Here is a 24647-nt window from a genome sequence, read left to right as displayed (position 1 = left end):
CCGGCAGCGGCCGGCTTACGGTTTCGGATTGGCATTATCCGCCTTTTTGGCGGACTTGCCGTCGAACAGGCCGAACAGGGCGATGCCGACGGCACCCACCACGATGGCCGAATCGGCGATGTTGAACGACGGCCAGACATGCTCGCCGACGTACCACTGGATGAAATCCACCACGTGGCCATGCACCTGGCGGTCGATCACGTTGCCGATGGCGCCACCGATGATCAGCGCATACGGCACGGCGGCTTTCCAGTTGCCACGCGCCGTAGCGCGCAGCCACCAGGCCATCAGGCCGCTGATGGCGATCGCCAGTACGGTGAAGAAGTGCTTCTGCCAGCCACCGGCATCGCTCAGGAAGCTGAACGCTGCACCGGTGTTGTAGGTGCGGTACCAGTTCCAGAAGCCGTCGATGACCACCACCGGCTGGAACTCCGGCAGGCTCGACAGCACCCAGGCCTTCGACCACTGGTCCAGGCCGATGATGACTGCCGACAGCAGCAGCCAGACCAGCGCATTGGGATGCGGGCGCGCGGCGGCCATCAGAACCAGCTCCGCACTTCGCCGGCACCGGCGACGTTGGTCACGCAGCGGCCGCACAGTTCCGGGTGGTCGGCACTGCTGCCGACGTCGGCACGGTGGTGCCAGCAGCGCACGCACTTGGCTTTCTGCGTCGGCTGCGCGCTGACGAAGACCTCGTCGGTGGTCGCCGGGCGCACCTGCACGTCACCGCTGATGAACAGGAAGCGCAGTTCATCGGCCAGCGGCTGCCAGCGGGTCGCCTGCTCTTCGCTGGCGGCGATGGTGATCTCCGCTTCCAGCGCGGCGCCGATCGCACCATTGGCGCGCATCGGCTCCAGCACCTTGGCCACCTGCTCGCGCAGGGCCAGCAGCTGGTCGAAGTCGGCCGCGTTGAGCTGTGCGTCGGCCGGCAGCGGAGCCAGGCCCTCGTACCAGGTGGTGAACAGCACGTGGCCGGCACGGTCGCCCGGCAGATACCCCCACAGCTCATCGGCGGTGAAGGTCAGGATCGGCGCCACCCAGCGGGTGAACGCTTCGGCGATGTGGTACATCGCGCTCTGCGCCGAACGACGGCCATCCGAATCGGTCGGCATCGTGTACAGGCGGTCCTTGGTCACGTCCAGGTACAGCGAGCCCAGGTCCACGCTGCAGAAGTTCAGCAGCAGCTGCACGATCTCGGCCATGTCGTAGTTGTCATACGCCGCCTTGATCTTCTCCTGCAGTTCCCAGGCGCGATGCACGATCCAGCGGTCCAGCGCGACCATCTCGTTGAGCGGGCGCAGGTGCTGGGCCGGATCGAAACCGTCGAGGTTGCCCAGCAGGAAGCGGGCGGTGTTGCGCAGGCGACGGTAGGCGTCGGCGGTGCGCTTGAGGATTTCCTGCGACAGCGACATCTCGTTGCTGTAGTCGGCCGAGGCGATCCACAGGCGCAGGATGTCCGCGCCCAGCTTGTTCATGATTTCCTGCGGCTCGATGCCGTTGCCCAGCGACTTGGACATCTTGCGGCCATGCTCGTCCACGGTGAACCCGTGGGTGAGGCACTGCTTGTACGGCGCGCGCTTGTCGATGGCCACGCCGGTCAGCAGCGAGGACTGGAACCAGCCGCGATGCTGGTCCGAACCTTCCAGGTACAGGTCGGCCGGCTTGCCGAAGCCACGGGCAGCCAGCACCGCTTCGTGGGTCACGCCCGAGTCGAACCAGACATCGAGGATGTCGGTGACCTTCTCGTAGTCGGCCGCTTCAGCGCCCAGCAGTTCGGCCGCGTCCAGCGAGTACCACACGTCGATGCCTTCGGCCTGGACGCGGTCGGCCACCTGCTGCATCAGCTCCACCGAACGCGGGTGGATCTCGCCGGTCTGGCGATGGGTGAACAGTGCGATCGGCACGCCCCACGTGCGCTGGCGCGAGATGGTCCAGTCCGGGCGGCCGTCGACCATGCTCTGGATGCGCGCCTTGCCCCACGTCGGGAACCAGCCGACGGTGTCGATGGCGGCCAGCGCATCGCTGCGCAGGTTGGCCTTGTCCATCGAAATGAACCACTGCGGGGTGGCGCGGAACACCACCGGCGTCTTGTGCCGCCAGCAGTGCGGGTAGCTATGGCGGATCTCGACGAAGGCCAGCAGCGCGCCGCTGTCGCGCAGCACCTGCACGATCGCCTCCTGCGCCTTCCACAGGTGCTGGCCCGCCAGCACCACCTCGCCTGCCGGCGGGGTCGATTCCAGGTAGACGCCACGGCCATCAACCGGGGTCACCTGGCCGGCGTTGTACTTGTCCAGCAGGCCGTACTTCTGGCTGACCACGTAGTCTTCCTGGCCGTGGCCGGGGGCGGTATGCACCGCACCGGTACCGTCCTCGTCGGACACGTGTTCGCCGTTGAGCACGAGGATCTCGCGCTCGGGGTAGAACGGATGGATCAGCAGCTGGTTTTCCAGCGCCGAACCTTCGGCCTCACCGTGCAGCACCACCGCGTCCACGCCGTAGCGCTGCAGCGAGCGCTCGGCCAGTGCAGCGGCCAGCACCAGCCAACGGCGCTTGCCGTTGTGCGCCGGGCCTTCGGCCAGCACGTAGCGGATGTCCGCGCCCAGCGATACCGCCAGCGAGGCCGGCAACGTCCACGGGGTGGTGGTCCAGATCGGCACGGCCACTTCCACGTCGGCCGGCAGGCTGACGCCGAACGCCTGCGCTACGGCCTGCGCATCGCGCGCGGTGTAGGCCACGTCGATCGCCGGCGAGGTCTTTTCGTGGTACTCGATCTCGGCTTCGGCCAGCGCCGAGCCGCAGTCGAAGCACCAGTACACCGGCTTGGCGCCGCGCAGCAGGTGGCCGTTAGCGACGATCTTGGACAGCGCGCGGATCTCGTTGGCCTCGAAATCGAAGCTCAGGGTCTTGTACGGGTTGTCCCAGTCGCCGGTGACGCCCAGGCGCTTGAAGTCGGCGCGCTGGATGTCGATCTGCTCCTCGGCGAACTCGCGGCACTTCTGCCGGAACGCGACCGCATCGAGCTTCACCCCGACCTTGCCCCACTTCTTTTCCACCGCGATTTCGATCGGCAGGCCATGGCAGTCCCAGCCCGGCACATAGGGCGCATCGAAGCCGGCCAGGTAGCGCGACTTGACGATGATGTCCTTGAGGATCTTGTTGACCGCATGGCCCAGGTGGATGCGCGCATTGGCGTACGGCGGGCCGTCATGCAGCACGAACAGCGGGCGGCCGGCGGCGTTGTCGCGCAGCTGCTGGTAGAGCCCCTGCTCTTCCCAGCGCGCCAGAATGCCCGGCTCGCGCTTGGGCAGGTCGCCGCGCATCGGGAATTCGGTGGCCGGCAGGTTGAGGGTGGTCTTGTAGTCCTGGCTCACGCAGTGGCTCGCAATCTATGTTCGGAAAGGATGGCACGCGCCTGTTCGGCGTCGCGGTGCATCTGGTCGGTCAGCGCCGCCAGATCGTTGAATTTCTCTTCGTCACGCAGTTTGGCAACGAATTCGACTTCGATGTGGCGCCCGTACAGGTCGCCCTGGAAATCAAACAGGTGCGCTTCCAGCAGCGGCTCCACGCCGTCCACGGTCGGCCGGGTACCGAAACTGGACACTGACGGCCACGGCTGGTCGAACACCCCGTGCACCCAGGTCGCGTAGATGCCCGACAGTGCCGGGGTCTTCGGGAAGCGCAGGTTGGCCGTGGGGAAGCCCAGCGTACGGCCGAGCTGACGCCCACGCACGACGCGCCCGCTGATCGAGTAGGGGCGACCGAGCAGGTCGCCGACGCGGGCGAAGTCGCCTTCCTGCAGCAGCTGGCGGATACGGGTGCTGGAGATGCGGTCACCATGCAGGTCGACCGCTTCGATCTCGCCGGCGCTGAAACCGAGCTCGGCGCCGAGCGCCTGCAACAGGGCCAGATCGCCACGGCGACGGTTGCCGAAACAGAACTCCGGCCCGATCCACACCTCGCGGGCGTTCAGGCGCTGGGCCAGCAGCTGGCGCACGAAGGTTTCGGCGGGCATCGCCGCCATCGCCGCGTCGAAACGCAGCAGGCCGATCGCATCGACGCCCAGTTCGTGCAGGATCTCGACCTTGCTGCGTGCCAGGGTCAACCGCGGCGGCGGCGTACCCTGGGCGAAAAACTCACGCGGCAAGGGCTCGAAGGCCACCGCCACCGCAGCCACACCCAAGGCGCGCGCACGCGCGACCGCGTGCCGCACCAGCGCACGATGGCCCAGGTGGAGGCCGTCGAATGCACCGATGCAGACCACGCTTCCGTTGGGGAACAGCTCCCCGCCCTCGACGCTTCTGAACAGCCTGCTCATCAACTCTCGTTCCGGCCGGCCGAAGCCCGCCGTTTCAATGGTGTAACCCTGAAGTATAGCCGCCGGGAGCCGCGATCAATGCCCACGCAGGTCGCGCGGGCGGAAGCCCATCGCCACCATCGCCAGCAGGTAGGTCAGCCCGCCACCGCCGACCAGCAGGCCGAGCGCGCCGATCCGTTCCCACACGCCCATGGAGGAGAAGCCCGGCAGCCAGTACCGCAGGGCCAGCAGCACGCCGACCATTGCCGTGCACGCCAGCAGCAGGCGCAGCAGGTAGCCGCCCCAACCCGGACGCCGCTGGTAGACATCGGTCTTGCCCAGCCAGTACCAGAGCAGCCCCAGGTTCAGGTAACTGGACAGCGCACTGGCAATGCCCAGCGCCAGGTGCAGGCCGGGTTGCTTGCCGATGGCTGCCATTACGCCCTGCGCCTTCAGCTCGTCGGGCACCATCACCTGGTACAGCACCGCCAGCAGGGCGAAGTTGAACACCATGTTGGCCACCAGCGCGGCGACGCCGGCGCGCACCGGCGTCCTGGTGTCCTGGCGCGCGTAGAACGCCGGCAGCACCACCTTCAGCAGCGCGAACGCCGGCAGGCCGAAGCTCAGGCCGTACACCGACAGCGCCGTCATGCGGGTGTCGAAGGCGGTGAACTGGCCGTGCTGGAAGATCGTGGAGATCAGCGGTTCGGCCAGCAGCAGCAGGCCGAGCATGGCTGGCACCGAGATCAGCAGGGTCATGCGCAGGCCCCAGTCCAGCGAGCGCGAGAAGCCTTCGCGGTCGGTGCTGACGTGGTGCCGTGCCAGCGCCGGCAGGATCACCGTGCCCAGCGCCACGCCGAACACGCCCAGCGGCAGTTCCAGGAAGCGATCGGCCAGCGACAGCCAGGACTGCGAACCGTCGGTCAGCTTGGCGGCGATGACGGTGTCCAGCAGCAGGTTGATCTGCGCTACCGACGAGCCGAACAGGGTCGGCACCATCAGCGTCATCACCTTGCGCACGCCCGGATGGTTCCAGCCCCAGCGCGGCAGGGTCAGCAGGTCGATGCCCTTCAACGAAGGCAGCTGGAACAGCAGCTGCAGCAGGCCGGCGGCCAGCACCGCCCAGCCCAGGGCGAGGATCTGCTTTTCCGGGGTACCACCCAGCCGCGGCGCCAGCCACAGCGCGCCGGCGATCATGCACAGGTTGAGGATGACCGGGGTCAGTGCCGGCATCGCGAAGCGCTGGAAACTGTTCAGCGCGCCGCCGGCCAGGGCGGTCAGCGAGACGAACAGCAGGAACGGGAAGGTCAGGCGGAACAGGTCGACCAGCAGGCCCTGCTTGGCCGGGTCGGTGTCCACGCCACTTGCGAAGACCGATGCCAGCTGCGGGGCAAAGATCAGCGCCAATGCGGTGACCAGCATCAGCACGCCGCCCAGGGTGCCGGCGGTGCGGGCCATCAGTTCACGCAGCTCGGCATGGCTGCGGGTTTCCTTCACCTCGGTGAACACCGGCACGAAGGCGGTGGCAAAGGAGCCCTCGGCGAACAGCCGGCGCAGGAAATTGGGTATCCTGAAGGCGACCCAGAAAGCATCGGTGATGGCGTTGGTGCCGAAGGTCGAGGTCACCACCTGGTCCCGGACCAGGCCGAGAACCCGCGAGACCATGGTCATGCTGCTGAACGACAGCAGGCCCCGCAACATCTTGGGTGAACTCACTCAACGTCCCTCTTGACAATCGACTTGACGTACATTTCTTACGCCATCATACTAGCTAGCTTGCTGTTCCCATAACACCGATTTTTCAGGAAACCACCACCGTGGCCAATATCAAGTCCGCCAAGAAGCGCGCCAAGCAGACCGTCGTGCGCAACGCGCGCAACGTGGCTCAGCGCTCGATGCTGCGCACCGCTGTCAAGAAAGTGATCAAGGCGCTGGACGCCAACGATGCCGCCGGCGCCCAAGCCGCCTTCGCCGTTGCCCAGCCGATCCTGGATCGTTTCAGCGCGCGTGGCCTGATCCACAAGAACAAGGCTGCTCGCCACAAGAGCCGCCTGAACGACCGCATCAAGGCCCTCCAGGCCGCCTGATCCGGTTGGTTGCTGGAGCCCCGGCTCCGGCAGCACGCAAAAGCCCGGCCTCGGCCGGGTTTTTTGTTGCCTGCAATCTTGCGATGCCCGGGGTCGGATCCCTTTTCCCGCAGAAAAGGGATCCGACCCCATTCGGCCGCCAACAAAAAACCCGGCCGAAGCCGGGTTTTTCGCGGGAACCACAACGGCATTACTGCGCGTTGCGTGCCGCCTCGAGCTCGTCTTCCTTCTGGCGATCGAAGAACGCCATGATCCGGCTCATGATCGGGAAGGTGCCTTCGCGACCCAGTGCGGACACCAGGAACCACGGCTCCTTCCAGCCCAGCTCGGCGACGATCTTCTCGGCAGCGGCCTTGGCCTCGTCCTCGAACATCAGGTCGGCCTTGTTCAGCACCAGCCAGCGCGGCTTGGCCAGCAGCTCCGGATCGTGCTTTTCCAGTTCGCGCTCGATGGCACGCACCTGCTCGACCGGCGACACACCTTCCACACCACCTTCCATCGGCGAAATGTCGACGAGATGCAGCAGCAGGCGGGTGCGCTGCAGGTGGCGCAGGAACTGCGCGCCCAGGCCGGCACCGTCGGCAGCACCTTCAATCAGGCCCGGAATATCGGCGATCACGAAGCTGCGGTAGTTCTCCACCTTCACCACACCCAGGTTCGGGTACAGCGTGGTGAACGGGTAATCGGCCACCTTCGGCGTCGCCGCCGAAACGGCGCGGATCAGGGTGCTCTTGCCGGCGTTGGGGAAGCCCAGCAGGCCGACATCGGCCAGCAGCTTCAGCTCCAGCTTCAGCGTGCGCTCCTCACCCGGCTCACCCGGCAGCGCCTGGCGCGGCGAGCGGTTGGTGGAGCTCTTGAAATGCATGTTGCCCAGGCCGCCGCGGCCGCCCTTGGCCACCAGCAGGCGGTCACCATGCTGGGTCAGGTCACCGATGATTTCATCGGTGGCCACGTTGATGATCACGGTGCCGACCGGCACGGTGATGACCAGGTCTTCGCCACCCTTGCCATAGGCCTGGCGGCCCATGCCGTTCTCGCCGCGCTGCGCCTTGAAGATGCGGTCATGGCGGAAGTCGACCAGGGTGTTGAGGTTTTCGTCGGCGCGGATCCACACGCTGCCGCCCGCACCGCCGTCGCCGCCGTCCGGGCCGCCGAGCGGAATGAACTTCTCGCGACGGAAGCCAATGCAGCCGTTGCCGCCGTTGCCGGCGAACACTTCGATTTCTGCTTCGTCTACCAGTTTCATTGTTTCGATGCCTGCGATGGGCGCGGCATGCACGCCGCCACCTTGATGTAGTGCCGGCCGCTGGCCGACAACCGGGCGATGCCCGTTTTACCATTGATTCCAACGAAAAGCCCCGCCGAAGCGGGGCTCTTCATGCAGCGAGCTCTTCATCCAGCACGGCCATGCCGAGGCATGGGCGCCGGACGCAGCCTTATCAGGCTTCGACCGAGACGACGCTGACGGTGCGACGCTTCTTCGGGCCCTTCACCGAGAACTCCACCTTGCCGTCCGTCAGGGCGAACAGGGTGTGGTCACGGCCGAGGCCGACGCCGGTACCCGGGTGGAACTGGGTGCCGCGCTGACGCACGATGATGTTGCCTGCTTCGATGGCCTGGCCGCCGAAGATCTTGACGCCGAGGTACTTCGGGTTGGAGTCGCGACCGTTGCGCGAAGAGCCTACGCCTTTTTTATGTGCCATGACCTATCTCCTTACTTGCTGCCACCGGCAATGCCGGTGATCTCGATTTCGGTGTAGTACTGACGGTGACCCTGGCGCTTCATGTGGTGCTTACGGCGACGGAACTTGATGATCCGGACCTTGTCGGCACGACCCTGGGACAGGACGGTGGCAGTGACCGCAGCGCCGCTCAGGGCGTCGCCGATCTTGATGCCATCGCTGTCGCCGAGCAGCAGGATGTTGTCGAACTTGATCTCGCTGCCGACGTCGGCTTCGAGCTTTTCAATGCGGAGCTTTTCGCCCTGCGCCACGCGGTATTGCTTACCGCCGGTGACCAGTACTGCGTACATGACCAGACTTCCTCTGTAGTTATTGTGGTCTATGGACTGCCGCCGTCGAGGGCGGACAGGAGCGGAATTGTACGTGGACCACCGGGGACGGGTCAAGTCAACCCCTGAACGGCTCTGGAGGCCGGGCCGGAACGGGGTCAGATCCCTTTTCACCACGTGAAAAGGGATCTGACCCCTGCCTGACAGGCGGTCTCACCGGGTGAGACACCGGGCTGGCATTGTCGCCCATTGCCCCCATCTGGTCACCTCGGTAGGCTGACCGATTGCCGCCCTTTCGCTGGCCCGGCGGCCCAGCCACGCCCCCACAACCGGATTCCCCATGGCGATGGATTTCATCCGCATCCGCGGCGCGCGGACGCACAACCTCAAGAACATCGACCTCGACCTGCCCCGCGACAAACTGATCGTGATCACCGGCCTTTCCGGCTCGGGCAAGTCGTCGCTGGCGTTTGACACCATCTATGCCGAGGGTCAGCGGCGTTACGTCGAGTCCCTGTCGGCGTACGCGCGGCAGTTCCTGAGCGTGATGGAAAAGCCGGACCTGGACCACATCGAAGGGCTGTCGCCGGCGATCTCGATCGAGCAGAAGTCGACCTCGCACAACCCGCGCTCGACGGTCGGCACCATTACCGAGATCTACGACTACCTGCGCCTGCTGTATGCGCGCGTCGGCACGCCGCGTTGCCCCGACCACGGCTATCCGCTGGAGGCGCAGACGGTCAGCCAGATGGTCGACCATATGCTGACGCTGGACCCGGAACAGCGCTACATGCTGCTGGCGCCGGTGATCCGCGACCGCAAGGGCGAGCACGCGCAGGTGTTCGACCAGCTGCGCGCGCAGGGCTTCGTGCGTGTACGCGTGGATGGCGAGCTCTACGAAATCGATGCAGTGCCGCCGCTGGCGCTGCGCCAGAAGCACACCATCGAAGCGGTGATCGATCGCTTCCGCCCGCGCGAAGACATCAAGCAGCGCCTGGCCGAGAGCTTCGAAACCGCCCTGAAGCTGGGCGATGGCATGGCGTCGGTGCAGTCGCTGGACGATGCCGCTGCGGCCCCTACCCTGTTCTCGTCCAAGTATTCCTGCCCGGTCTGCGACTACTCGCTGCCGGAACTGGAGCCGCGCCTGTTCTCGTTCAACGCACCGATGGGCGCCTGCCCCGGCTGCGATGGGCTGGGCATGGCGGAGTTCTTCGACCCCTCGCGCGTGGTGGTGCATCCGGAGCTGTCGCTGGCGGCCGGTGCCGTGCGTGGCTGGGATCGCCGCAATGCCTATTACTTCCAGCTGATCGCCTCGCTGGCCAAGCACTACAAGTTCGACGTCGACGCGGCGTGGAACTCGCTGCCGGCCAAGGTGCAGCAGGCCGTGCTGTACGGCAGCGGCGAGGACGCGATCACCTTTACCTACTTCACCGAGGCCGGTGGCCGCACCCAGCGCAAGCATCGCTTCGAAGGCATCATTCCCAACCTGGAACGCCGCTACAAGGAAACCGAATCGGCGGCGGTGCAGGAAGAACTGGGCAAGTACATCAGCGAGCATGCCTGCCCCGAGTGCAATGGCGCACGCCTGAACAAGGCCGCGCGCAACGTGTTCGTGGCGGATCGACCGCTGCCGGAACTGGTGGTGCTGCCGATCGACGAAGCGCTGAAGTTCTTCAGCAGTCTGAGCCTGCCGGGCTGGCGAGGCGAGATCGCCGCGAAGATCGTCAAGGAGATCGGTGAACGCCTCGGCTTCCTGGTCGACGTCGGCCTGGATTACCTGACCCTGGAGCGCAAGGCCGACACCCTGTCCGGTGGCGAAGCCCAGCGCATCCGCCTGGCCAGCCAGATCGGTGCGGGCCTGGTCGGGGTGATGTACGTGCTCGACGAGCCCTCCATCGGCCTGCACCAGCGCGACAACGAGCGCCTGCTGGGCACCCTCACCCGCCTGCGCGACCTGGGCAACACGGTGATCGTGGTCGAGCATGACGAAGATGCGATCCGCCTGGCCGACTACGTGCTGGACATCGGTCCGGGCGCGGGTGTGCATGGCGGCGAGATCGTCGGCCAGGGCAGCCTGCAGGACATCCTGGATGCGCCGCGCTCGTTGACCGGCCAGTACCTGTCCGGCAAGCGCGCGATCGAGATCCCGGCGCGCCGGCACAAGCCGAACCCGAAGATGACGCTGCACCTGCGTGGCGCCACCGGCAACAACCTCAAGGGCGTGGACCTGGCCATTCCGGCCGGGCTGCTGACCTGCGTGACCGGCGTGTCCGGCTCGGGCAAGTCGACGCTGATCAACGACACCCTGTTCTCGCTGGCCGCCAACGAGATCAACGGCGCCTCGCACCCGATCGCGCCGTACAAGGAGATCGACGGCCTGGATCTGTTCGACAAGGTGGTGGACATCGACCAGTCGCCGATCGGCCGTACCCCGCGCTCGAATCCGGCCACCTACACCGGCCTGTTCACTCCGCTGCGCGAACTGTTCGCACAGGTGCCCGAAGCACGCGCGCGCGGCTATTCGCCGGGCCGTTTCAGCTTCAACGTGCGTGGCGGCCGCTGCGAAGCGTGCCAGGGCGACGGGCTGATCAAGGTCGAGATGCACTTCCTTCCGGACGTGTACGTGCCCTGCGACGTCTGCCATGGCAAGCGCTACAACCGCGAAACGCTGGAGATCCTGTACAAGGGCTTCAACATCAACGACGTGCTGGAAATGACCGTCGAAGATGCGCTGAAGCTGTTCGAACCGGTCCCGTCCATCGCCCGCAAGCTGGAGACCCTGGTCGATGTCGGCCTGAGCTACATCAAGCTGGGGCAGAGCGCGACCACGCTGTCCGGTGGTGAAGCGCAGCGCGTGAAGCTGTCCAAGGAACTGTCGCGCCGCGATACCGGCCGCACCCTGTACATCCTCGACGAGCCGACCACCGGCCTGCACTTCCACGACATCGAGGCACTGCTCGGCGTGTTGCACAAGCTGCGCGACGAGGGCAACACGGTGGTGGTGATCGAGCACAACCTGGACGTCATCAAGACCGCGGACTGGATCGTCGACCTGGGTCCGGAAGGCGGTCATCGCGGCGGCACCATCCTGGTGACCGGTACGCCGGAAGACGTGGCCGCATGTCCGGCTTCGTACACCGGCCAGTTCCTCGCACGGATGCTGCCGTCCACCAGCGCGCGACCGGACCAGCCCGCCGCCGTGGCCAACAAGCCCGATGCGCGCCCGCCGCGCAAGGTGAAGCCCGAGAAGCCGGCGAAGAAGGCAGCCGCCGCCAAGAGCACCGGCAAGGCCAGCAAGACCGCCACGACCGGCACCAAGAAGAAGAAGGACGCCTGATGAGCAGCGAACACAAGATCCTGGCCCGCATTCCGATCAGCGTGCGCTGGCGTGACATGGACAGCATGGGCCACGTCAACAACGCCAAGTACATCTCCTACCTGGAAGAGGCGCGCGTGCGCTGGATGCTGGGCGTGGAAGGCGTGTCGATGACCGACCGCATCGCACCGGTGGTGGCCGCCACCAACGTCAACTACCGGTTGCCGATCGTGTGGCCCAACGACATCCTGGTCGAGCTGTTCGTCGAACGCCTGGGCAACAGCAGCGTGACCATCGGTCATCGCATCGTCGACCAGCAGGACGAGTCGAGGCTGTATTCGGACGGCAACGTGGTGGTGGTCTGGATGGACACGCAGACCGGCAAGAGCGCGCCGCTGCCGGACGCGATCCGCAGAGCGTCCACCTGAAGGTAGTGCCGGCCGCTGGCCGGCACTCTCCCCACCGGGCATGGCCCGGCGCTACCGTTCCACATCAAAGGACTGACATGATCCACCAGACCGAACTGCGCGACCTGCTGCCCGGCATGGTCCCCTTCCCCGCCGACGTGTTCCCGGATGACCAGGCCTGGCTTGGCCAGCACCTGTTGCCGCTGCTGAAGATCGACCTGGGCGTGCTGCGCCCGGAACTGGCCGGCAGCGTGGCCACGATGCTGTGCCCGATCGAGCCCTACGACGGCTGCATCGGTGAAACCACCGAAGAACACCACAACGCGTTCACCGGCACCAACTGGATCGCCTTTGAACTGACCAGCGACAACCGCATGCGTTTCCTCGGTGAGGAGGGCTACTTCATCGGCGACCAGGTGCAGGACAAGCACGCGCTGAAGCACATCACCGAGATGCGCGGGAGCTACAGCAAGGCACGTGCGTACTTCCAGCAGCATGGACGCCTGGCCAGCTATTCGCGCTATGGCGACGGCGAGCCCGGCGAGCAGGCCTACCTCGATGTGCTGGGTGGGCAGATCTCGACCGGCAACTGGATCGAAACCGCGGAGATTCCAGCCGCCTTCGCGCTGGCGTTCACCGAGGCTGCCGACGACCGTCATGCGCCGGACGATGCCGAGCGCGCGATCATCACCCGCGATGGCCACAAGTTCTTCGCCGTGGCCGAAGTGGCCGGCTACAACTGGTGTGCAACCGGTGCCGATGCGATCGTGATGCTGTACGAGCCGGAAAGCCGCACGGTGCTGTTCTCGTACGACTGGTCGTAAGCCCCACCGCGCTGCACGCTCGCCGGGCATGGCCCGGCGCTACCGATTAAGCCCCAACGCGCTGCGCGCTCGCCGGGCATGGCCCGGCGCTACCGATGTGGATTCGGCAGTGATGCCTGGGTAGCGCCGGGCCATGCCCGGCGGAACGAGCGCCGCGTTACGGTGCGGCCTTGCGCACTATCAGGGCCGTGCTGACTTCGCTGCCCCCCTCCAGTTGCACCTGCAGCCACACGGGCTGCCCCTCCGCCAATACGCGCCTGCCGTCCATCAACATCAGGTGCAGGCCGCCGGGCTTGAGCACGGCGCGTTCGCCCGGCGCCAATGGCAGGCGCTCGACAGCACGCATGCGGCTGACCCCGTCGACGATCCGGGTCTCGTGCAACGACACATCACCGAAACCCGCACTGCGCGCACCGATGATGGTTACCGCGGTGGAGCAGCCGTTGCGGATCACGCCATAGCCGGCAGTCATGGGCGTCGCCGTCGGGCTGGGCGGCAGACGTACCCAGCCCTGCGAGACGGTGACGCACTCCGGCACAGCGGCCGCCGCCGATGCTGCGCCCGCACACATCATCAACAGTACGCCAACGAATGGTTTGGTTATCATCGCCCAGGTTCCTTCTTCGCAACGAGACCCGCAGCATGACGACGCTCATCGAGGTGATCAACCATGGCCCCATCCGCGAGCTGCGGCTGGCGCGTCCGCCGGTCAATGCACTGGACACCGAGCTGTGCCGGCAGTTGATCCATGCCATCGAACTGGCGATGGCCGAGGACGCGCACGGCATCGTGCTGTCGGGTAGCGAGCGCATCTTCACCGGCGGCATGGACGTGCCGCACCTGCTCTCGCATGGCGATGACAAGCACAAGCTGCTGGACACCTGGAACGCATTCTTCGGCGCGGTACGCACGCTGGCCGAGAGCCGCATCCCGGTGGTTGCGGCGATCACCGGCCATGCACCGGCGGGCGGCTGCGTGCTGGCCCTGTGCTGCGACTACCGGGTGATGGCACGCAGTGCCGATCCGGCGCGCCCGTATGCCATCGGCCTGAACGAGGTGCAGGTTGGCCTGATCGCACCGGAAGGCATCCAGCGCCTGTTGCGCCGTGCGGTGGGCGCGCACCGCTCCAGCGTGCTGCTGGCCACCGGCGCGCTGGTACCGGCCGAACAGGCGCTGCAGATCGGGCTGGTCGACGAACTGGTGGATGGCGAACTGGTGGCGGCCCGTGCGGTGGCCTGGCTGCAGGACCTGCTGAAGCAGCCGCGGCAGCCGATGCTGCTGACCCGTGCCATCGCCCGCGCCGAGCTGCACGACGCCCTGCATCCGGACCTGATCCAGCTCGACCGCTTCGTCGAGGCCTGGTTCGCCCCGGATGCGCAGAACGCACTGCAGGCACTGGTGGCGCGTCTCGGCAAGTAAACGGTATTGCCGGCCGCTGGCCGGCAGCCTGGCAATCCTGCCGGGACGCCTGCGGATGCCGGCTAGCGGCCGGCACTGCCGAAGATGGGGCATCCGGCCTACACCGGTATAATCGACCCCTCTTTCATCGCTGTGGCCGCCCCCTTGAACGACATGCCCGAACCCGTCGTCTCCGAGCTGATCGATCTGCTCACCCTGGAGCGGCTGGAGGACAACCTGTTCCGCGGCCAGAGCCGCGACATCGGTACCAAGTACGTGTTCGGCGGGCAGGTGCTGGGCCAGGCCCTGGCGGCCGCGCAGGCCACGGTTGACAATGGTCGCCATGTGCACTCGCTGCACGCCTATTTCCTCCGCGCCGGCAACATCGACCATCCGATCGTCTACGACGTCGACCGCACCCGCGACGGTGGCAGCTTCTCGGTGCGCCGGGTGACCGCGATCCAGCATGGCAAGGTGATCTTCTTCTGCGCGGCCTCGTTCCAGCAGGCCGAATCCGGTGCCGAGCACCAGCACAAGATGCCCGAAGTGCCGCAACCGGAAGACATCGAACCGAACCGGCCGTTGCCGGCGGAGGTGCTTGAGCGCCTGCCGATCAAGGTGCAGCGCTGGCTGTCGCGCGGCGGTCCGTTCGAGTTCCGCCATGTGTATCCCCGCGATGAACTGAACCCGCCCAAGCGCCCGCCCTACCACCAGGTCTGGCTGCGCCTGAGCGAGCGCGTGGGCGATGCTCCCGAGCTGCACCAGGCACTGCTGGCCTACGCGTCGGACTTCCACCTGCTGGGCACGGCCACGTTCCCGCACGGCATCAGCTACTACCATCCGCACGTGCAGATGGCTTCGCTGGACCACGCGATCTGGTTCCACCGCCCGTTCCGCGCCGACGATTGGCTGCTGTACTCGCTGGACAGCCCCAGTGCGCAGGATTCGCGCGGCCTGGCCCGTGGCCAGTTCTTCACCCGTGATGGCGTGCTGGTTGCCAGCACCGCCCAGGAAGGCTTGATCCGCGTGGTTCCGGACCAGGCAGCAGCGGCCGCCGTGCCAGCCAAGGATTGACCGATGCGTCAGATTTTCAGCAGCCAGCGCGTGGAAACCGTAGAAGGCGTGGCCGAGCTCCTGCGCAGCCACGACATCCAGGTGAAGGTCACCAACGGGCGCTCGTACAAGACCCGTCGACGTGGCCAGTTCAGCTATACCGACCTGGGCAATGCCGGCGCCTACCCGGCGGTGTGGATCGTGCGTGCCGACGACCAGCCACGCGCGCGCGAAATCCTGCGCGAGGCGCGCCTGCTCGACACCACCCGTCGTGACCACCCGACCGCCGAGTTCGCCTTCCGCGATGACGTGCAGGAAAGTACCGGCGGTCGTGGCTGGGCCTGGCGCATCCGCATTGCCCTGCTGGTGGTGATCGCCGGCGTGGCGCTGGTGATCGGCCTGCGCCATCGCGGTACCCCTGCCCCAACCGCGCCGGTGCCCGCCCCGCAGGCACAGCCGCAGCAAGCACAGCCGACCGCGCCGGCACCGCCGGAAGAAGAGGAAGTGCGGGTCCGCATCCAGCCGTCCACGTAACGCGCAGGTAGCGCCGGGCCATGCCCGGCGAGCGCAGCGGCCTGACAGAGACGCCGCCGGGCAAGGCCGGCGCTACCGGGACGCGAACCGGTCACATTCGGCGCGCGCCTCCGTCATGGGACACAATCCCTGCAGGAGCCCGCCGCCATGACGATCTTCGCCGCAAGCATCGACGAAACCCTGGAACGCGAACTGCCGGCCGCCAGCAGCGGTTGCCAGCATGCCTATGGCCGCATCGTGCTGGCCTGCCAGAACACGGTCACCGCCATCGCCCTGGCCATCACCGGCGACCGCCAGGCCAGCGAGGACATCGCCCAGGAAGCGTTCGTGAAGGGCTGGCAGCAGCTGCACCAGCTGCGCAGCGCGAGCAGCTTCCTGCCCTGGCTGCGGCAGATCACCCGCAACCTCGCCCGCGACTGGCTGCGCGCACAACGTGGTCGACCGCTGAGCGGCGAGGCTGCCGAAGTGGCGCTGACCATGGCTGCGGATCCGACCCCGGGCGTGGCCGATCGCCTGCAGCGGCTGGAAGAGGAAATCGCTGCCGAAGACATCATCTCTGCCCTGCCCGCCGACAGCCGCGAAGTGCTGCTGCTGTATTACCGCGAGGGCCAGCATTCGCAGCAGGTCGCCGACCTGCTCGGGCTGAGCGACGCGGCGGTACGCAAGCGCCTGTCACGTGCCCGTGCGCAGGTGCGCGAGGGCCTGCTGCAGCGCTTCGGCGAATTCGCACGCAGCAGCGCGCCCAGTGCTGCGTTCGCAACGGCGGTGGTGTCGATGGTGATGATCGCCGCGCCCGGCACCGCCAGCGCGGCGATCCTGCTGGGAACCGGCGTCGGCGTGGGTGGCAGCAAGCTCGGCCTCGGTGGCGCCAGCGCTGCCGGCGGCACCGCGCTCGGCTCGTTGACCGCCACGCTGGGCCAGCTGCAGATGCTGCCTGCGTCAAGCTGGGCCGCGATCATCGGTGGCGTCGTCGGTGGCGCGCTCGGCAGCTATCTCGGAGGGCGTTTCCTGCTGTCCTACGCAGAGACCGGTGCCGAGCAGGTCCAGGTCCGCCGCTTCGTCAACCTCAGTACCGGCACCAGCCTGGGCTGGTGCCTGGCCATCCTGTTCACCGTGCTGCTGCAGGCGCCGATGTGGGCGCAGCTGCTGGTGCTGGCACTGGGCCTGGTGGTGGTCAACTACCAGTGCCTGGTGACGCTGCGGCGAATCATGGCGCCGCTGCTCGCGCGTGATGCAGCCCGGCGTGGGCGTAACGGGATCAACTGGAAGTACGAATCCATGTACGGCCTGACCGGCATGATGGCGGTGAACCTGGTCGTCATCGGTGCCCTGGCCTACACGATGACGCTCAGCGGCCGCCTGTAACGGACCACGCCGGCAGTGCGCCGGCGTGGTCGTCGATCACCGCATTGAAAATCAGCGCTGCGGCTTCGGCGCGGCGCCGTCACGCGGGCCGCCATGGCGCGGGCCGCCGTGCATCGGGCCCTTGGCGGCGTCGAACTCGGCCTTGCTCAGCTGGCCATCCTTGTTGGTATCGGCCGCGGCGAACCAGGCGTCACGATGCTGCTTCATGCGCAGCTCGCGGTCGGCCTTGTCCAGGTAGCCATCCTTGTTGAGGTCGAGCTGGTCGAAACGCCCGGCCAGGCGCGGATCGGCCTTGGCTTCCTCACGGCTGATGCGGCCATCCTTGTTCGCGTCCAGCTTGGCCCAGCGCTCGCCACCGCGACCACCGTGGCGTCCATGCTTCCAGCGCGGCAGTTCATCACGCGAGAGCTTGCCGTCCTTGTTCCTGTCCAGCTCGTCGAACTTTGCGGCCAGGCGCGGGTTGGCCGCCGCTTCGCTGCGGTCGATGACGCCGTCGCCATTGGTATCCAGCTTGGCCGGACGCTGCGCCGGTGCAGCCGGGGTGTCGGCAGCCAAGGCAATGCCGGTCGCGGAGGTGCCGAGCAGCAGGGCCAGCAGCAGGGGGGTACGGATCATGGGGTCACTCCTGGGAATGGGATTGGCATCGGGGTGAACACCTCACCCTCGGAGGACAACAACGCCTGACCACGACCTCGGTTGACGCAGCCGCCCATTCCATTCATCCAGCGGACAGTCGCCGCCATTGCGACAGGCTGGAGCTATGCTGTGCCCATGGCGAGACACGGCGACAGAGACGACGAACTGCGACTGTTCCAGACCGGCGAGCACCCCTGCGGGTACTGGCCGGACCGGGTTGCACGCGACCTGGTGCTGGACCCGCAGGATCGTCGCCTCGGCGGGCTGTACCCGCTGGCCCTGAGCTGGGGCTTCCGACGCAGCGGTGATCTGGTCTATCGCCCGCATTGTGCGAACTGCCACGCCTGCGTCGCCGTGCGCATTCCGGTGGCCCGCTTCGCCCCGGATCGCAGCCAGCGCCGCTGCGCCGCCCGCAACGCCGATCTGGAAGTGCGCATCACCGCGGCCATGCCACGCGAGGATCTGTTCGAGCTGTACCACCGCTACCTGGTGCATCGTCATGCCAAGGGCGGCATGGACGACCACGGCCCGCACGAGTTCGAACAGTTCCTGATCGGCAGCTGGTCGCACACGCGCTTCATGGAAATGCGCCTGCCCGGCCACGACGGGCAGCCCAGCCAGCTGCTGGGCGTGGCAGTAACCGATGTGACCGAGCACGGGCTGTCGGCGGTCTATACCTTCTTCGACCCCGCCCATGCCGCGCGCGGGCTGGGCACGTTCGCGATCCTGCAGCAGCTGGAGTGGGCCCGCCGCGAGGGCCTGCCCCATCTGTACCTGGGCTACTGGATACGCGAGCACCAGAAGATGGACTACAAGCGGCGCTATCGCCCGCTGGAGGCCTACGATGGCCGCCGCTGGCATGATTTCGATGACGAACTGGACGGACGCTGACAAACCACTGACACCGGGCCAGGTGCACAATAGGGCCCATGAACGCCAAACCCCTGATTCTCGGCCTGGCCCTGCTCTGTGGCGCCGCCGCTCCCGCCTTTGCCACGTCCCCCGCGATGACCGAAAAACCGTCTGCAGCGCTGCGCCTGGCCACCTACAACACCTCGCTGTATTCGGACGAAGCCGGCGGCCTGATCGCCGAGCTGGAAGGCGACAGCGAACATGCGCGCAAGATCGCCGCGGTACTGCAGCAGGCGCGCCCTGACCTGGTGCTGCTGAACGAGTTCGACTTCGATGACGCCCATCGTGCCGCCGACCTGTTCCAGAAGCGCTACCTGGAAGTGGCCCAGCCCGGTGGCGGCAAGCCGCTGCACTTCGCCTACCGCTACCTGGCGCCGGTGAACACCGGTGTGCCCAGTGGCCTGGACCTGGACAACAACGGCGTGGTCGGCGGCGAAGGCCGCGGTCGCGGCAACGACGCCTGGGGCTACGGCCTGCACCCGGGCCAGTACGGCATGCTGGTGCTGTCGCGCTACCCGATCGACGAAGCCAAGGTGCGCAGCTTCCAGCTGCTGAAGTGGAGTGCGATGCCCGGCGCGATCCGCCCGGTCGATCCGCGCACCGGCAAGAGCTTCTACAACGACACCGTCTGGTCGCAGCTGCGGCTGTCGTCGAAGTCGCACTGGGACGTGCCGGTGAAGACCCCGGCCGGCGTGGTCCACGCGCTGGTCTCGCACCCGACGCCGCCGGTGTTCGACGGCCCGGAGAAGCGCAACGCCGCGCGCAACCATGACGAACTGCGCTTGTGGCAGGAGTACCTGTCCAAGGGCGACAAGCCGTGGCTGTGCGACGACAAGGGCCAGTGCGGCGGCCTGGCCCAGGATGCGCGTTTTGTCATCCTTGGCGACCTCAACAATGATCCGGTCGATGGCGATGGCCGCCATGAGGCGATCGTCGAACTGATCGAGAACGCCCGCGTACTGCGCTACCCCACCCCACGCAGCGTGGGCGCCGAGCAGACCAGCCTGGCCTATGCGGCCAAGGGCATTGCCCGCAAGGGTGCGCCGTTCCATGCCACCGGCGATTTCGGCCCGAAGTCCGGCACCATGCGCCTGGACTACGTGCTGCCCTCGGTCGGTTTCGAGTACCTTGGCAGCGGCGTGTTCTGGCCGGCCAATGAGAGTGCCGAAGCGAAGATCGCCGATGGCAGCGACCACCACCTGGTATGGGTGGATGTGAAATAAGCCGGTAGCGCCGGGCCATGCCCGGCGGCTTTTCCGGCCGCGTCGCGCGCCCTATGGGAAGCCGCCGGGCATGGCCCGGCGCTACCGTTTTACGAGCGCAGCTCGACGCCGATCGCTTCGGCGGCCTCACGCGCGATGGCGCGCGCTTCGTCGATGGATTCCGCGCGCGCCAGGGTCACGCCCACGCGGCGATGGCCATGCACGCTCGGCTTGCCGAACAGGCGCACGGCGGTGTCCGGCACCTGCAGTGCGGCGGCCACGTTGTTGAAGTACGGCACGCCTTCGCCATGCGCCAGCAGCGCGCACGAGGCCGATGGGCCACTCTGGCGGATCACCGGGATCGGCAGGCCGAGGATGGCCCGCGCATGCAGCGCGAACTCGCTCAGCTCCTGCGATACCAGCGTCACCAGGCCGGTGTCGTGCGGGCGCGGCGATACTTCGCTGAACCACACCTCGTCGCCCTTCACGAACAGTTCGACGCCGAACAGCCCCCAGCCACCGAGGTCATCGGTGATCGCGCGCGAGATCTCTTCGGCACGCGCCAGCGCCTTGTCCGACATCGGTTGCGGCTGCCAGCTTTCGCGATAGTCGCCCTCCTTCTGCAGGTGGCCGATCGGTGCGCAGAACGACGTGCCGCCGGCGTGGCGTACAGTCAGCAGGGTGATCTCGTAATCGAAGTCGATGAAACCCTCGACGATGCAGCGGCCGGCGCCGGCACGGCCACCGGTCTGCGCGTATTCCCATGCGGGGGCGATGTCCGCCTCGCTGCGCAGCGTGCTCTGGCCCTTGCCCGAGGACGACATCACCGGCTTGACCACGCACGGCAGGCCGATCGCCGCCACGGCGGCGCGGTACTCGGCCTCGGTGTCGACAAAACGGTACGGCGAGGTCGGCAGGCCCAGCGTCTCGGCGGCCAGGCGGCGGATGCCCTCACGATCCATGGTCAGGCGCGCAGCACGCGCGGTCGGGATCACCCGCAGGCCCTGCTCCTGCTCCAGCTGCACCAGGGTCTCGGTATGGATCGCCTCGATCTCGGGCACCACCAGGTGCGGCTGCTCCTGGGCGATCAACTGGCGCAGGGCCATCGCGTCCAGCATGTCGATCACGTGCGAACGATGTGCCACCTGCATGGCCGGGGCATCGGCGTAACGGTCGGCAGCGATCACTTCCACGCCCAGCCGCTGCAGTTCGATGGCCACTTCCTTGCCAAGTTCGCCCGAACCCAGCAGCAGCACACGGGTGGCGGAGGGGGACAACGGGGTTCCAAGCTTGGCCATGGCGGGGTTCCAGCAGCGATGTGAAGGCGGGTGGGCATTCTAGCCGGTCCAGCCGCAGCGCCTGGGCACGCTCAGCCGACGAACGGTAGCCCGAATGTGATATCACTTTGATATCTTAAATTCGAACCCTCAAGGACGTACCGCCATGAAAGAGAAGTCGCTGTCCTCCCTCAACGGCCTGGGCGCGCTCGCCGGGTCCCTGGTCATAGCCCTCGCCGGCGGCGCCCTGTTCGTGGCCGGGGTCGCAGCGAAGGCCAGCACCGGCTCGCCCAACGTGCTGCTGATCCTGGCCGGCCTGCTGATCGCTGCGCTGGCGCTGGTCGCGCTGGCCGGTCTGTACACCGTGCAGCCCAACCAGGCGGCGGTGGTCAGCCTGTTCGGCAAGTACGTCGGCACCGTCAAGGACAACGGCCTGCGCTGGAACAATCCCTTCTTCAGCAAGCGCCGCGTGAGCCAGCGCGTGCGCAATTTCGAGAGCGGCAAGCTGAAGGTCAACGAGCTGGACGGCAGCCCGATCGAGATCGCTGCGGTGATCGTCTGGCAGGTGGTCGATGCCTCCGAAGCGGTCTACAACGTGGACGACTACGAGAGCTTCGTGCACATCCAGTCCGAATCGGCGCTGCGCGCGATGGCCACCAGCTACCCCTATGACCAGCACGAGGACGGCCAGCTGGCGCTGCGCAGCCATGCCAGCGAGATCTCCCAGCACCTGAAGAACGAACTGGCCGAGCGCCTGGCCGATGCCGGCGTGCAGGTGATCGATGCGCGCATCAGCCACCTCGCCTACGCCGCTGAAATCGCCCAGGCGATGCTGCAGCGGCAGCAGGCCAATGCGGTCATCGCCGCACGCACGCGCATCGTCGCCGGTGCGGTCGGCATGGTCGAGATGGCGCTGGCCGAGCTGCAGAAGAACGGCGTGGTGCAGCTGGACGAGGAGCGCAAGGCGCACATGGTCAGCAACCTGTTGACCGTGCTGTGCTCGGACCGCGGCACGCAGCCGGTCGTCAACACCGGCTCGCTGTACTGAGCCACCCTCGCAACGGGGCGCCCCACCGCCCCGCCAGGAGTCTGCATGAGCGAGAAAAAAGCCTATCCGCTGCGCATCAACGCCGAGGTCCTGGCGGCCGCACAGCGCTGGGCGGACGATGAACTGCGCAGCCTCAACGCACAGATCGAATACATGCTGCGCGACGCACTGCGCAAGGCAGGCCGCCTGCCGAAACCCAAGCCATCGCCGGAGGACAAGGAATGAGCAAGCGCTGGAGCTACCTGACCGTCGAGGTCAAGACATCCATGATGGGCCTGCAGAAGGCCGATGACATCCAGGCCGAACTCAGCCGCCAGGGCCAGCTGGGCTGGGAACTGGTCAACATCATCGTCCCGGCGCCAATGCGCCCGGCCCTGCTGGTCTTCAAGAAGGAGCTGTGACCATGAGCGCACGCCGCTCGTTGCTTGCTGTTTCCCTTGCCCTGTTGGCCTCCAGTGCATCCGCTGGCGAACCGCAGCAGGTCGCAGCACGCCTGCTCGATCACCTGCAGGCAGGGCGCACCGCCGATGCCGAGTCCATGCTGACCCCGCAGATGGCCGCGGCTGTGCCTGCCGACAAGCTGCAGGGCCTGTGGCGGTCGCTGGGTGAACTGAAGCAGCGCGGCCCGGCGCACAGCAGCGAGCAGCAGGGCGTGCACCTGGTGGAAGTACCGTTGCAGTTCGCCAGTGGCGCGGTGATCGCGCAGGTGGCGGTGAACGGGCAGGACCAAGTGGCTGGCCTGCTGCTGCGCCCGGCCCCGGCCGCCAAGGCACCGCCACCGCCGGCCGACGCGGACTACAGCGAGGCCGATTTCAGCGTGCCACAGGCACGCGGTGCGCTGCCCGGCACATTGTCCCTGCCCAAGGGCAAAGGACCGTTCCCGGCCGTAGTGCTGGTGCACGGCTCCGGCCCTCAGGATCGCGACGAAACCATCGGTGGCAACCGCCCGTTCCTGGACATCGCCCGCGGCTTGGCCGCCCAGGGCATCGCCGTGCTGCGCTACGACAAGCGCACCCATGCCCGTCCCCAGGACTTCCAGAGCGGCAGCTTCAACGTTGATGACGAGACCACCGACGATGCCATCGCAGCGTTGAGCGCGTTGGCGGCGGACCCACGCATCGACGGCAAGCGGATCTTCGTGCTCGGCCACAGCCAGGGCGGCATGCTCGCCCCGCGCATCGCCAGCCGCTGGCCACAGGCGCGCGGCGCGATCCTGTGGGCCGCGCCGGCGCGCACATTGCTTGAACTGCTGCCGGAGCAGAACCGCTACCTGCTGTCGCTGGACGGCTCGATCAGCGCCCCGGAACAAGCGTTCCTGGACAAGCTCGACGCGCAGATCGCCGCGGCCCGCAGCGAAACTCTTGTGCCGGCCAGCGAACTGCCACTGGGCGTGCCGCAGACGTTCTGGAAAAGCATCGAAGCGGTGAACGCACGCGGCGACGCAGTGGCGCTGAAAAAGCCACTGCTGATGCTGCACGGAGGCCGTGACTTCCAGGTACCGGAAACGGATTGGGCACTGTGGAAAAAAGCCCTGGCCGATCGCCGGGACGTGCAATGGAAGGCCTACCCTGCCCTCAACCACATCGGCATCGCCGGCAGCGGCCCCAGTTCATTGAAGGAATACGCGCAGCCGGGCCACGTCGATGGGCAGCTGATCGATGACGTTGCGCGTTGGGTGGAGGCGCAGCGATGAGCGGCAGTGATGCACGCCCCTTCGAGGTTGCCGAGAGTTCTTCGCTGCGGGTGCTGTGGGTGCTGCTGCCATTGCTGGCGGTACTGGGCGTGGGCATGTGGGCACAGCTGCACGACAATCGCAGCGAGGCTCCCTGGATGGAGGTCACCCTGTCGCCGCCATTCTTCCTGATGGGCGGCAGCGCGGCATGGAGCCTGGCGGTGATCGTGCTGATGGGCATCGGCCTGGGCTGGGCGTTCTTCCGTCGCCGGGTGGAGCTGGCAGGCAACGTGCTGGACGTGCGTTCGACGTTGTACCGTCGCCGCACGCCGGTGGCCGACCTGCTGCTGGACCAGGCCGAGGTGGTCGACCTGAGCCGTGATCGCCGCTATGGCATCCGTTTCAAGACCAACGGCTACAGCATGCCCGGCTTCTACTCCGGGCACTTCCGCCTGCAGGGCGGCGGCAAGGGCTTTGCCCTGGTCACCGACCGCGCACGCACGCTGGCGATTCCGGTGCGCGGCGGCAGCACCCTGCTGCTCAGCCTGGAGCGCCCGCAGGCCCTGCTGGAGGCGCTGCGCAAGGTGGCCGGCACGGCGCCACGGCAGTAA

26 protein-coding genes are annotated in these 24647 nt (G+C 67.0%); 15 read left to right on the top strand and 11 right to left on the bottom strand.

Annotated elements, in window-relative coordinates:
- Window positions 1–15: 15 nt before the first annotated feature.
- The 4 genes from lspA to murJ all read right to left on the bottom strand — a co-directional run bounded on the left by lspA (window position 16) and on the right by murJ (window position 5995).
- Window positions 16–540, bottom strand: a complete 525-nt coding sequence (gene lspA, locus ACUXVE_RS07810; RefSeq protein ID WP_222390305.1) for a signal peptidase II — start codon at window positions 538–540, stop codon at window positions 16–18.
- Window positions 540–3371, bottom strand: coding sequence for an isoleucine--tRNA ligase (gene ileS, locus ACUXVE_RS07805; protein ID WP_445514154.1), 2832 nt, complete (start codon window positions 3369–3371; stop codon window positions 540–542). The genes lspA and ileS overlap by 1 nt, the downstream gene beginning before the upstream one ends.
- Entirely contained in the window at window positions 3368–4315 is a 948-nt protein-coding gene (locus tag ACUXVE_RS07800; RefSeq protein WP_025873849.1) for a bifunctional riboflavin kinase/FAD synthetase, read from the bottom strand. The genes ileS and ACUXVE_RS07800 overlap by 4 nt, the downstream gene beginning before the upstream one ends.
- A 75-nt stretch (window positions 4316–4390) precedes the next feature.
- Complete coding sequence (murJ, locus tag ACUXVE_RS07795) at window positions 4391–5995, bottom strand: murein biosynthesis integral membrane protein MurJ (RefSeq protein ID WP_445514178.1); 1605 nt, start codon at window positions 5993–5995, stop codon at window positions 4391–4393.
- Window positions 5996–6111: 116 nt separating this feature from the next.
- On the opposite strand from murJ, the gene rpsT reads away from it, so the two are divergent.
- The gene (rpsT, locus tag ACUXVE_RS07790; protein WP_025873851.1) at window positions 6112–6381 is read left to right on the top strand and encodes a 30S ribosomal protein S20; all 270 of its coding nucleotides are present in this window, start codon (window positions 6112–6114) and stop codon (window positions 6379–6381) included.
- Window positions 6382–6571: 190 nt separating this feature from the next.
- On the opposite strand, the gene obgE is transcribed toward rpsT, so the two are convergent.
- Genes obgE through rplU form a run of 4 tightly spaced genes read right to left on the bottom strand, consistent with a single transcriptional unit; the run spans window position 6572 to window position 8413 of the window.
- The gene (obgE, locus tag ACUXVE_RS07785; protein WP_032975970.1) at window positions 6572–7627 is read right to left on the bottom strand and encodes a GTPase ObgE; all 1056 of its coding nucleotides are present in this window, start codon (window positions 7625–7627) and stop codon (window positions 6572–6574) included.
- Window positions 7624–7761 (bottom strand): hypothetical protein, encoded by a 138-nt coding sequence (locus ACUXVE_RS07780; RefSeq protein WP_157804331.1) that lies wholly within the window; start codon window positions 7759–7761, stop codon window positions 7624–7626. Before ACUXVE_RS07780 ends, obgE begins: the two co-directional genes overlap by 4 nt.
- Window positions 7762–7820: 59 nt before the next feature.
- Window positions 7821–8084, bottom strand: coding sequence for a 50S ribosomal protein L27 (rpmA, locus tag ACUXVE_RS07775; RefSeq protein WP_049467623.1), 264 nt, complete (start codon window positions 8082–8084; stop codon window positions 7821–7823).
- A gap of 11 nt (window positions 8085–8095) precedes the next feature.
- The gene (gene rplU, locus ACUXVE_RS07770; protein WP_093817644.1) at window positions 8096–8413 is read right to left on the bottom strand and encodes a 50S ribosomal protein L21; all 318 of its coding nucleotides are present in this window, start codon (window positions 8411–8413) and stop codon (window positions 8096–8098) included.
- Window positions 8414–8732: 319 nt separating this feature from the next.
- On the opposite strand from rplU, the gene uvrA reads away from it, so the two are divergent.
- From uvrA to ACUXVE_RS07755, 3 genes are all read left to right on the top strand, one after another.
- Window positions 8733–11729 carry an excinuclease ABC subunit UvrA gene (gene uvrA / locus ACUXVE_RS07765; RefSeq protein ID WP_445514153.1) on the top strand — a complete coding sequence of 999 codons (2997 nt, stop codon included), beginning with the start codon at window positions 8733–8735 and terminating at the stop codon, window positions 11727–11729.
- The gene (locus ACUXVE_RS07760; protein WP_093817642.1) at window positions 11729–12136 is read left to right on the top strand and encodes an acyl-CoA thioesterase; all 408 of its coding nucleotides are present in this window, start codon (window positions 11729–11731) and stop codon (window positions 12134–12136) included. Before uvrA ends, ACUXVE_RS07760 begins: the two co-directional genes overlap by 1 nt.
- 77 nt (window positions 12137–12213) lie before the next feature.
- Entirely contained in the window at window positions 12214–12939 is a 726-nt protein-coding gene (locus ACUXVE_RS07755; RefSeq protein ID WP_140224862.1) for an enolase, read from the top strand.
- 157 nt (window positions 12940–13096) lie between these two features.
- Here ACUXVE_RS07755 and ACUXVE_RS07750 read toward each other — a convergent pair whose 3' ends face one another.
- Window positions 13097–13546 (bottom strand): copper chaperone PCu(A)C, encoded by a 450-nt coding sequence (locus tag ACUXVE_RS07750; RefSeq protein WP_093817640.1) that lies wholly within the window; start codon window positions 13544–13546, stop codon window positions 13097–13099.
- A 35-nt stretch (window positions 13547–13581) separates the two neighbouring features.
- On the opposite strand from ACUXVE_RS07750, the gene ACUXVE_RS07745 reads away from it, so the two are divergent.
- The 4 genes from ACUXVE_RS07745 to ACUXVE_RS07730 all read left to right on the top strand — a co-directional run bounded on the left by ACUXVE_RS07745 (window position 13582) and on the right by ACUXVE_RS07730 (window position 17289).
- Window positions 13582–14358: an enoyl-CoA hydratase/isomerase family protein gene (locus tag ACUXVE_RS07745; protein WP_093817639.1), complete on the top strand. Its 777-nt coding sequence runs from the start codon at window positions 13582–13584 to the stop codon at window positions 14356–14358.
- A gap of 153 nt (window positions 14359–14511) precedes the next feature.
- A complete protein-coding gene (gene tesB / locus ACUXVE_RS07740) occupies window positions 14512–15411 on the top strand; it encodes an acyl-CoA thioesterase II (protein WP_032951563.1) in 900 nt (299 codons plus the stop codon).
- 3 nt (window positions 15412–15414) lie between these two features.
- Window positions 15415–15924: a DUF2007 domain-containing protein gene (locus ACUXVE_RS07735; RefSeq protein ID WP_140224859.1), complete on the top strand. Its 510-nt coding sequence runs from the start codon at window positions 15415–15417 to the stop codon at window positions 15922–15924.
- A gap of 147 nt (window positions 15925–16071) precedes the next feature.
- A complete protein-coding gene (locus ACUXVE_RS07730; RefSeq protein WP_428700764.1) occupies window positions 16072–17289 on the top strand; it encodes an RNA polymerase sigma factor in 1218 nt (405 codons plus the stop codon).
- Window positions 17290–17340: 51 nt separating this feature from the next.
- Here ACUXVE_RS07730 and ACUXVE_RS07725 read toward each other — a convergent pair whose 3' ends face one another.
- On the bottom strand, window positions 17341–17904 hold the full coding sequence (locus tag ACUXVE_RS07725; RefSeq protein ID WP_445514152.1) for an EF-hand domain-containing protein: 564 nt from the start codon (window positions 17902–17904) through the stop codon (window positions 17341–17343).
- A 156-nt stretch (window positions 17905–18060) separates the two neighbouring features.
- On the opposite strand from ACUXVE_RS07725, the gene ACUXVE_RS07720 reads away from it, so the two are divergent.
- Entirely contained in the window at window positions 18061–18816 is a 756-nt protein-coding gene (locus ACUXVE_RS07720; protein ID WP_032975961.1) for an arginyltransferase, read from the top strand.
- 38 nt (window positions 18817–18854) lie between these two features.
- The gene (locus ACUXVE_RS07715; RefSeq protein WP_445514151.1) at window positions 18855–20060 is read left to right on the top strand and encodes an endonuclease/exonuclease/phosphatase family protein; all 1206 of its coding nucleotides are present in this window, start codon (window positions 18855–18857) and stop codon (window positions 20058–20060) included.
- A gap of 89 nt (window positions 20061–20149) precedes the next feature.
- On the opposite strand, the gene purT is transcribed toward ACUXVE_RS07715, so the two are convergent.
- The gene (purT, locus tag ACUXVE_RS07710; protein ID WP_445514150.1) at window positions 20150–21337 is read right to left on the bottom strand and encodes a formate-dependent phosphoribosylglycinamide formyltransferase; all 1188 of its coding nucleotides are present in this window, start codon (window positions 21335–21337) and stop codon (window positions 20150–20152) included.
- A gap of 145 nt (window positions 21338–21482) precedes the next feature.
- Between purT and ACUXVE_RS07705 the strand changes: the two genes are divergently transcribed.
- From ACUXVE_RS07705 to ACUXVE_RS07685, 5 genes are read left to right on the top strand one after another with little or no spacing between them, the layout of a single operon-like run.
- Window positions 21483–22364, top strand: a complete 882-nt coding sequence (locus ACUXVE_RS07705; protein ID WP_445514149.1) for an SPFH domain-containing protein — start codon at window positions 21483–21485, stop codon at window positions 22362–22364.
- Window positions 22365–22409: 45 nt separating this feature from the next.
- Entirely contained in the window at window positions 22410–22589 is a 180-nt protein-coding gene (locus ACUXVE_RS07700; RefSeq protein ID WP_445514148.1) for an Arc family DNA binding domain-containing protein, read from the top strand.
- Entirely contained in the window at window positions 22586–22765 is a 180-nt protein-coding gene (locus tag ACUXVE_RS07695) for a DUF4177 domain-containing protein (RefSeq protein ID WP_025873867.1), read from the top strand. Before ACUXVE_RS07700 ends, ACUXVE_RS07695 begins: the two co-directional genes overlap by 4 nt.
- 2 nt (window positions 22766–22767) lie before the next feature.
- Window positions 22768–24057 carry an alpha/beta hydrolase family protein gene (locus ACUXVE_RS07690; RefSeq protein ID WP_445514147.1) on the top strand — a complete coding sequence of 430 codons (1290 nt, stop codon included), beginning with the start codon at window positions 22768–22770 and terminating at the stop codon, window positions 24055–24057.
- On the top strand, window positions 24054–24647 hold the full coding sequence (locus tag ACUXVE_RS07685; RefSeq protein ID WP_301910136.1) for a PH domain-containing protein: 594 nt from the start codon (window positions 24054–24056) through the stop codon (window positions 24645–24647). Before ACUXVE_RS07690 ends, ACUXVE_RS07685 begins: the two co-directional genes overlap by 4 nt.

It is taken from the genome of Stenotrophomonas sp. 3(2025) (assembly GCF_052665395.1).
Note: the sequence above shows the minus strand (reverse complement) of the source record. Positions and strands in the feature narration are given on the sequence as shown.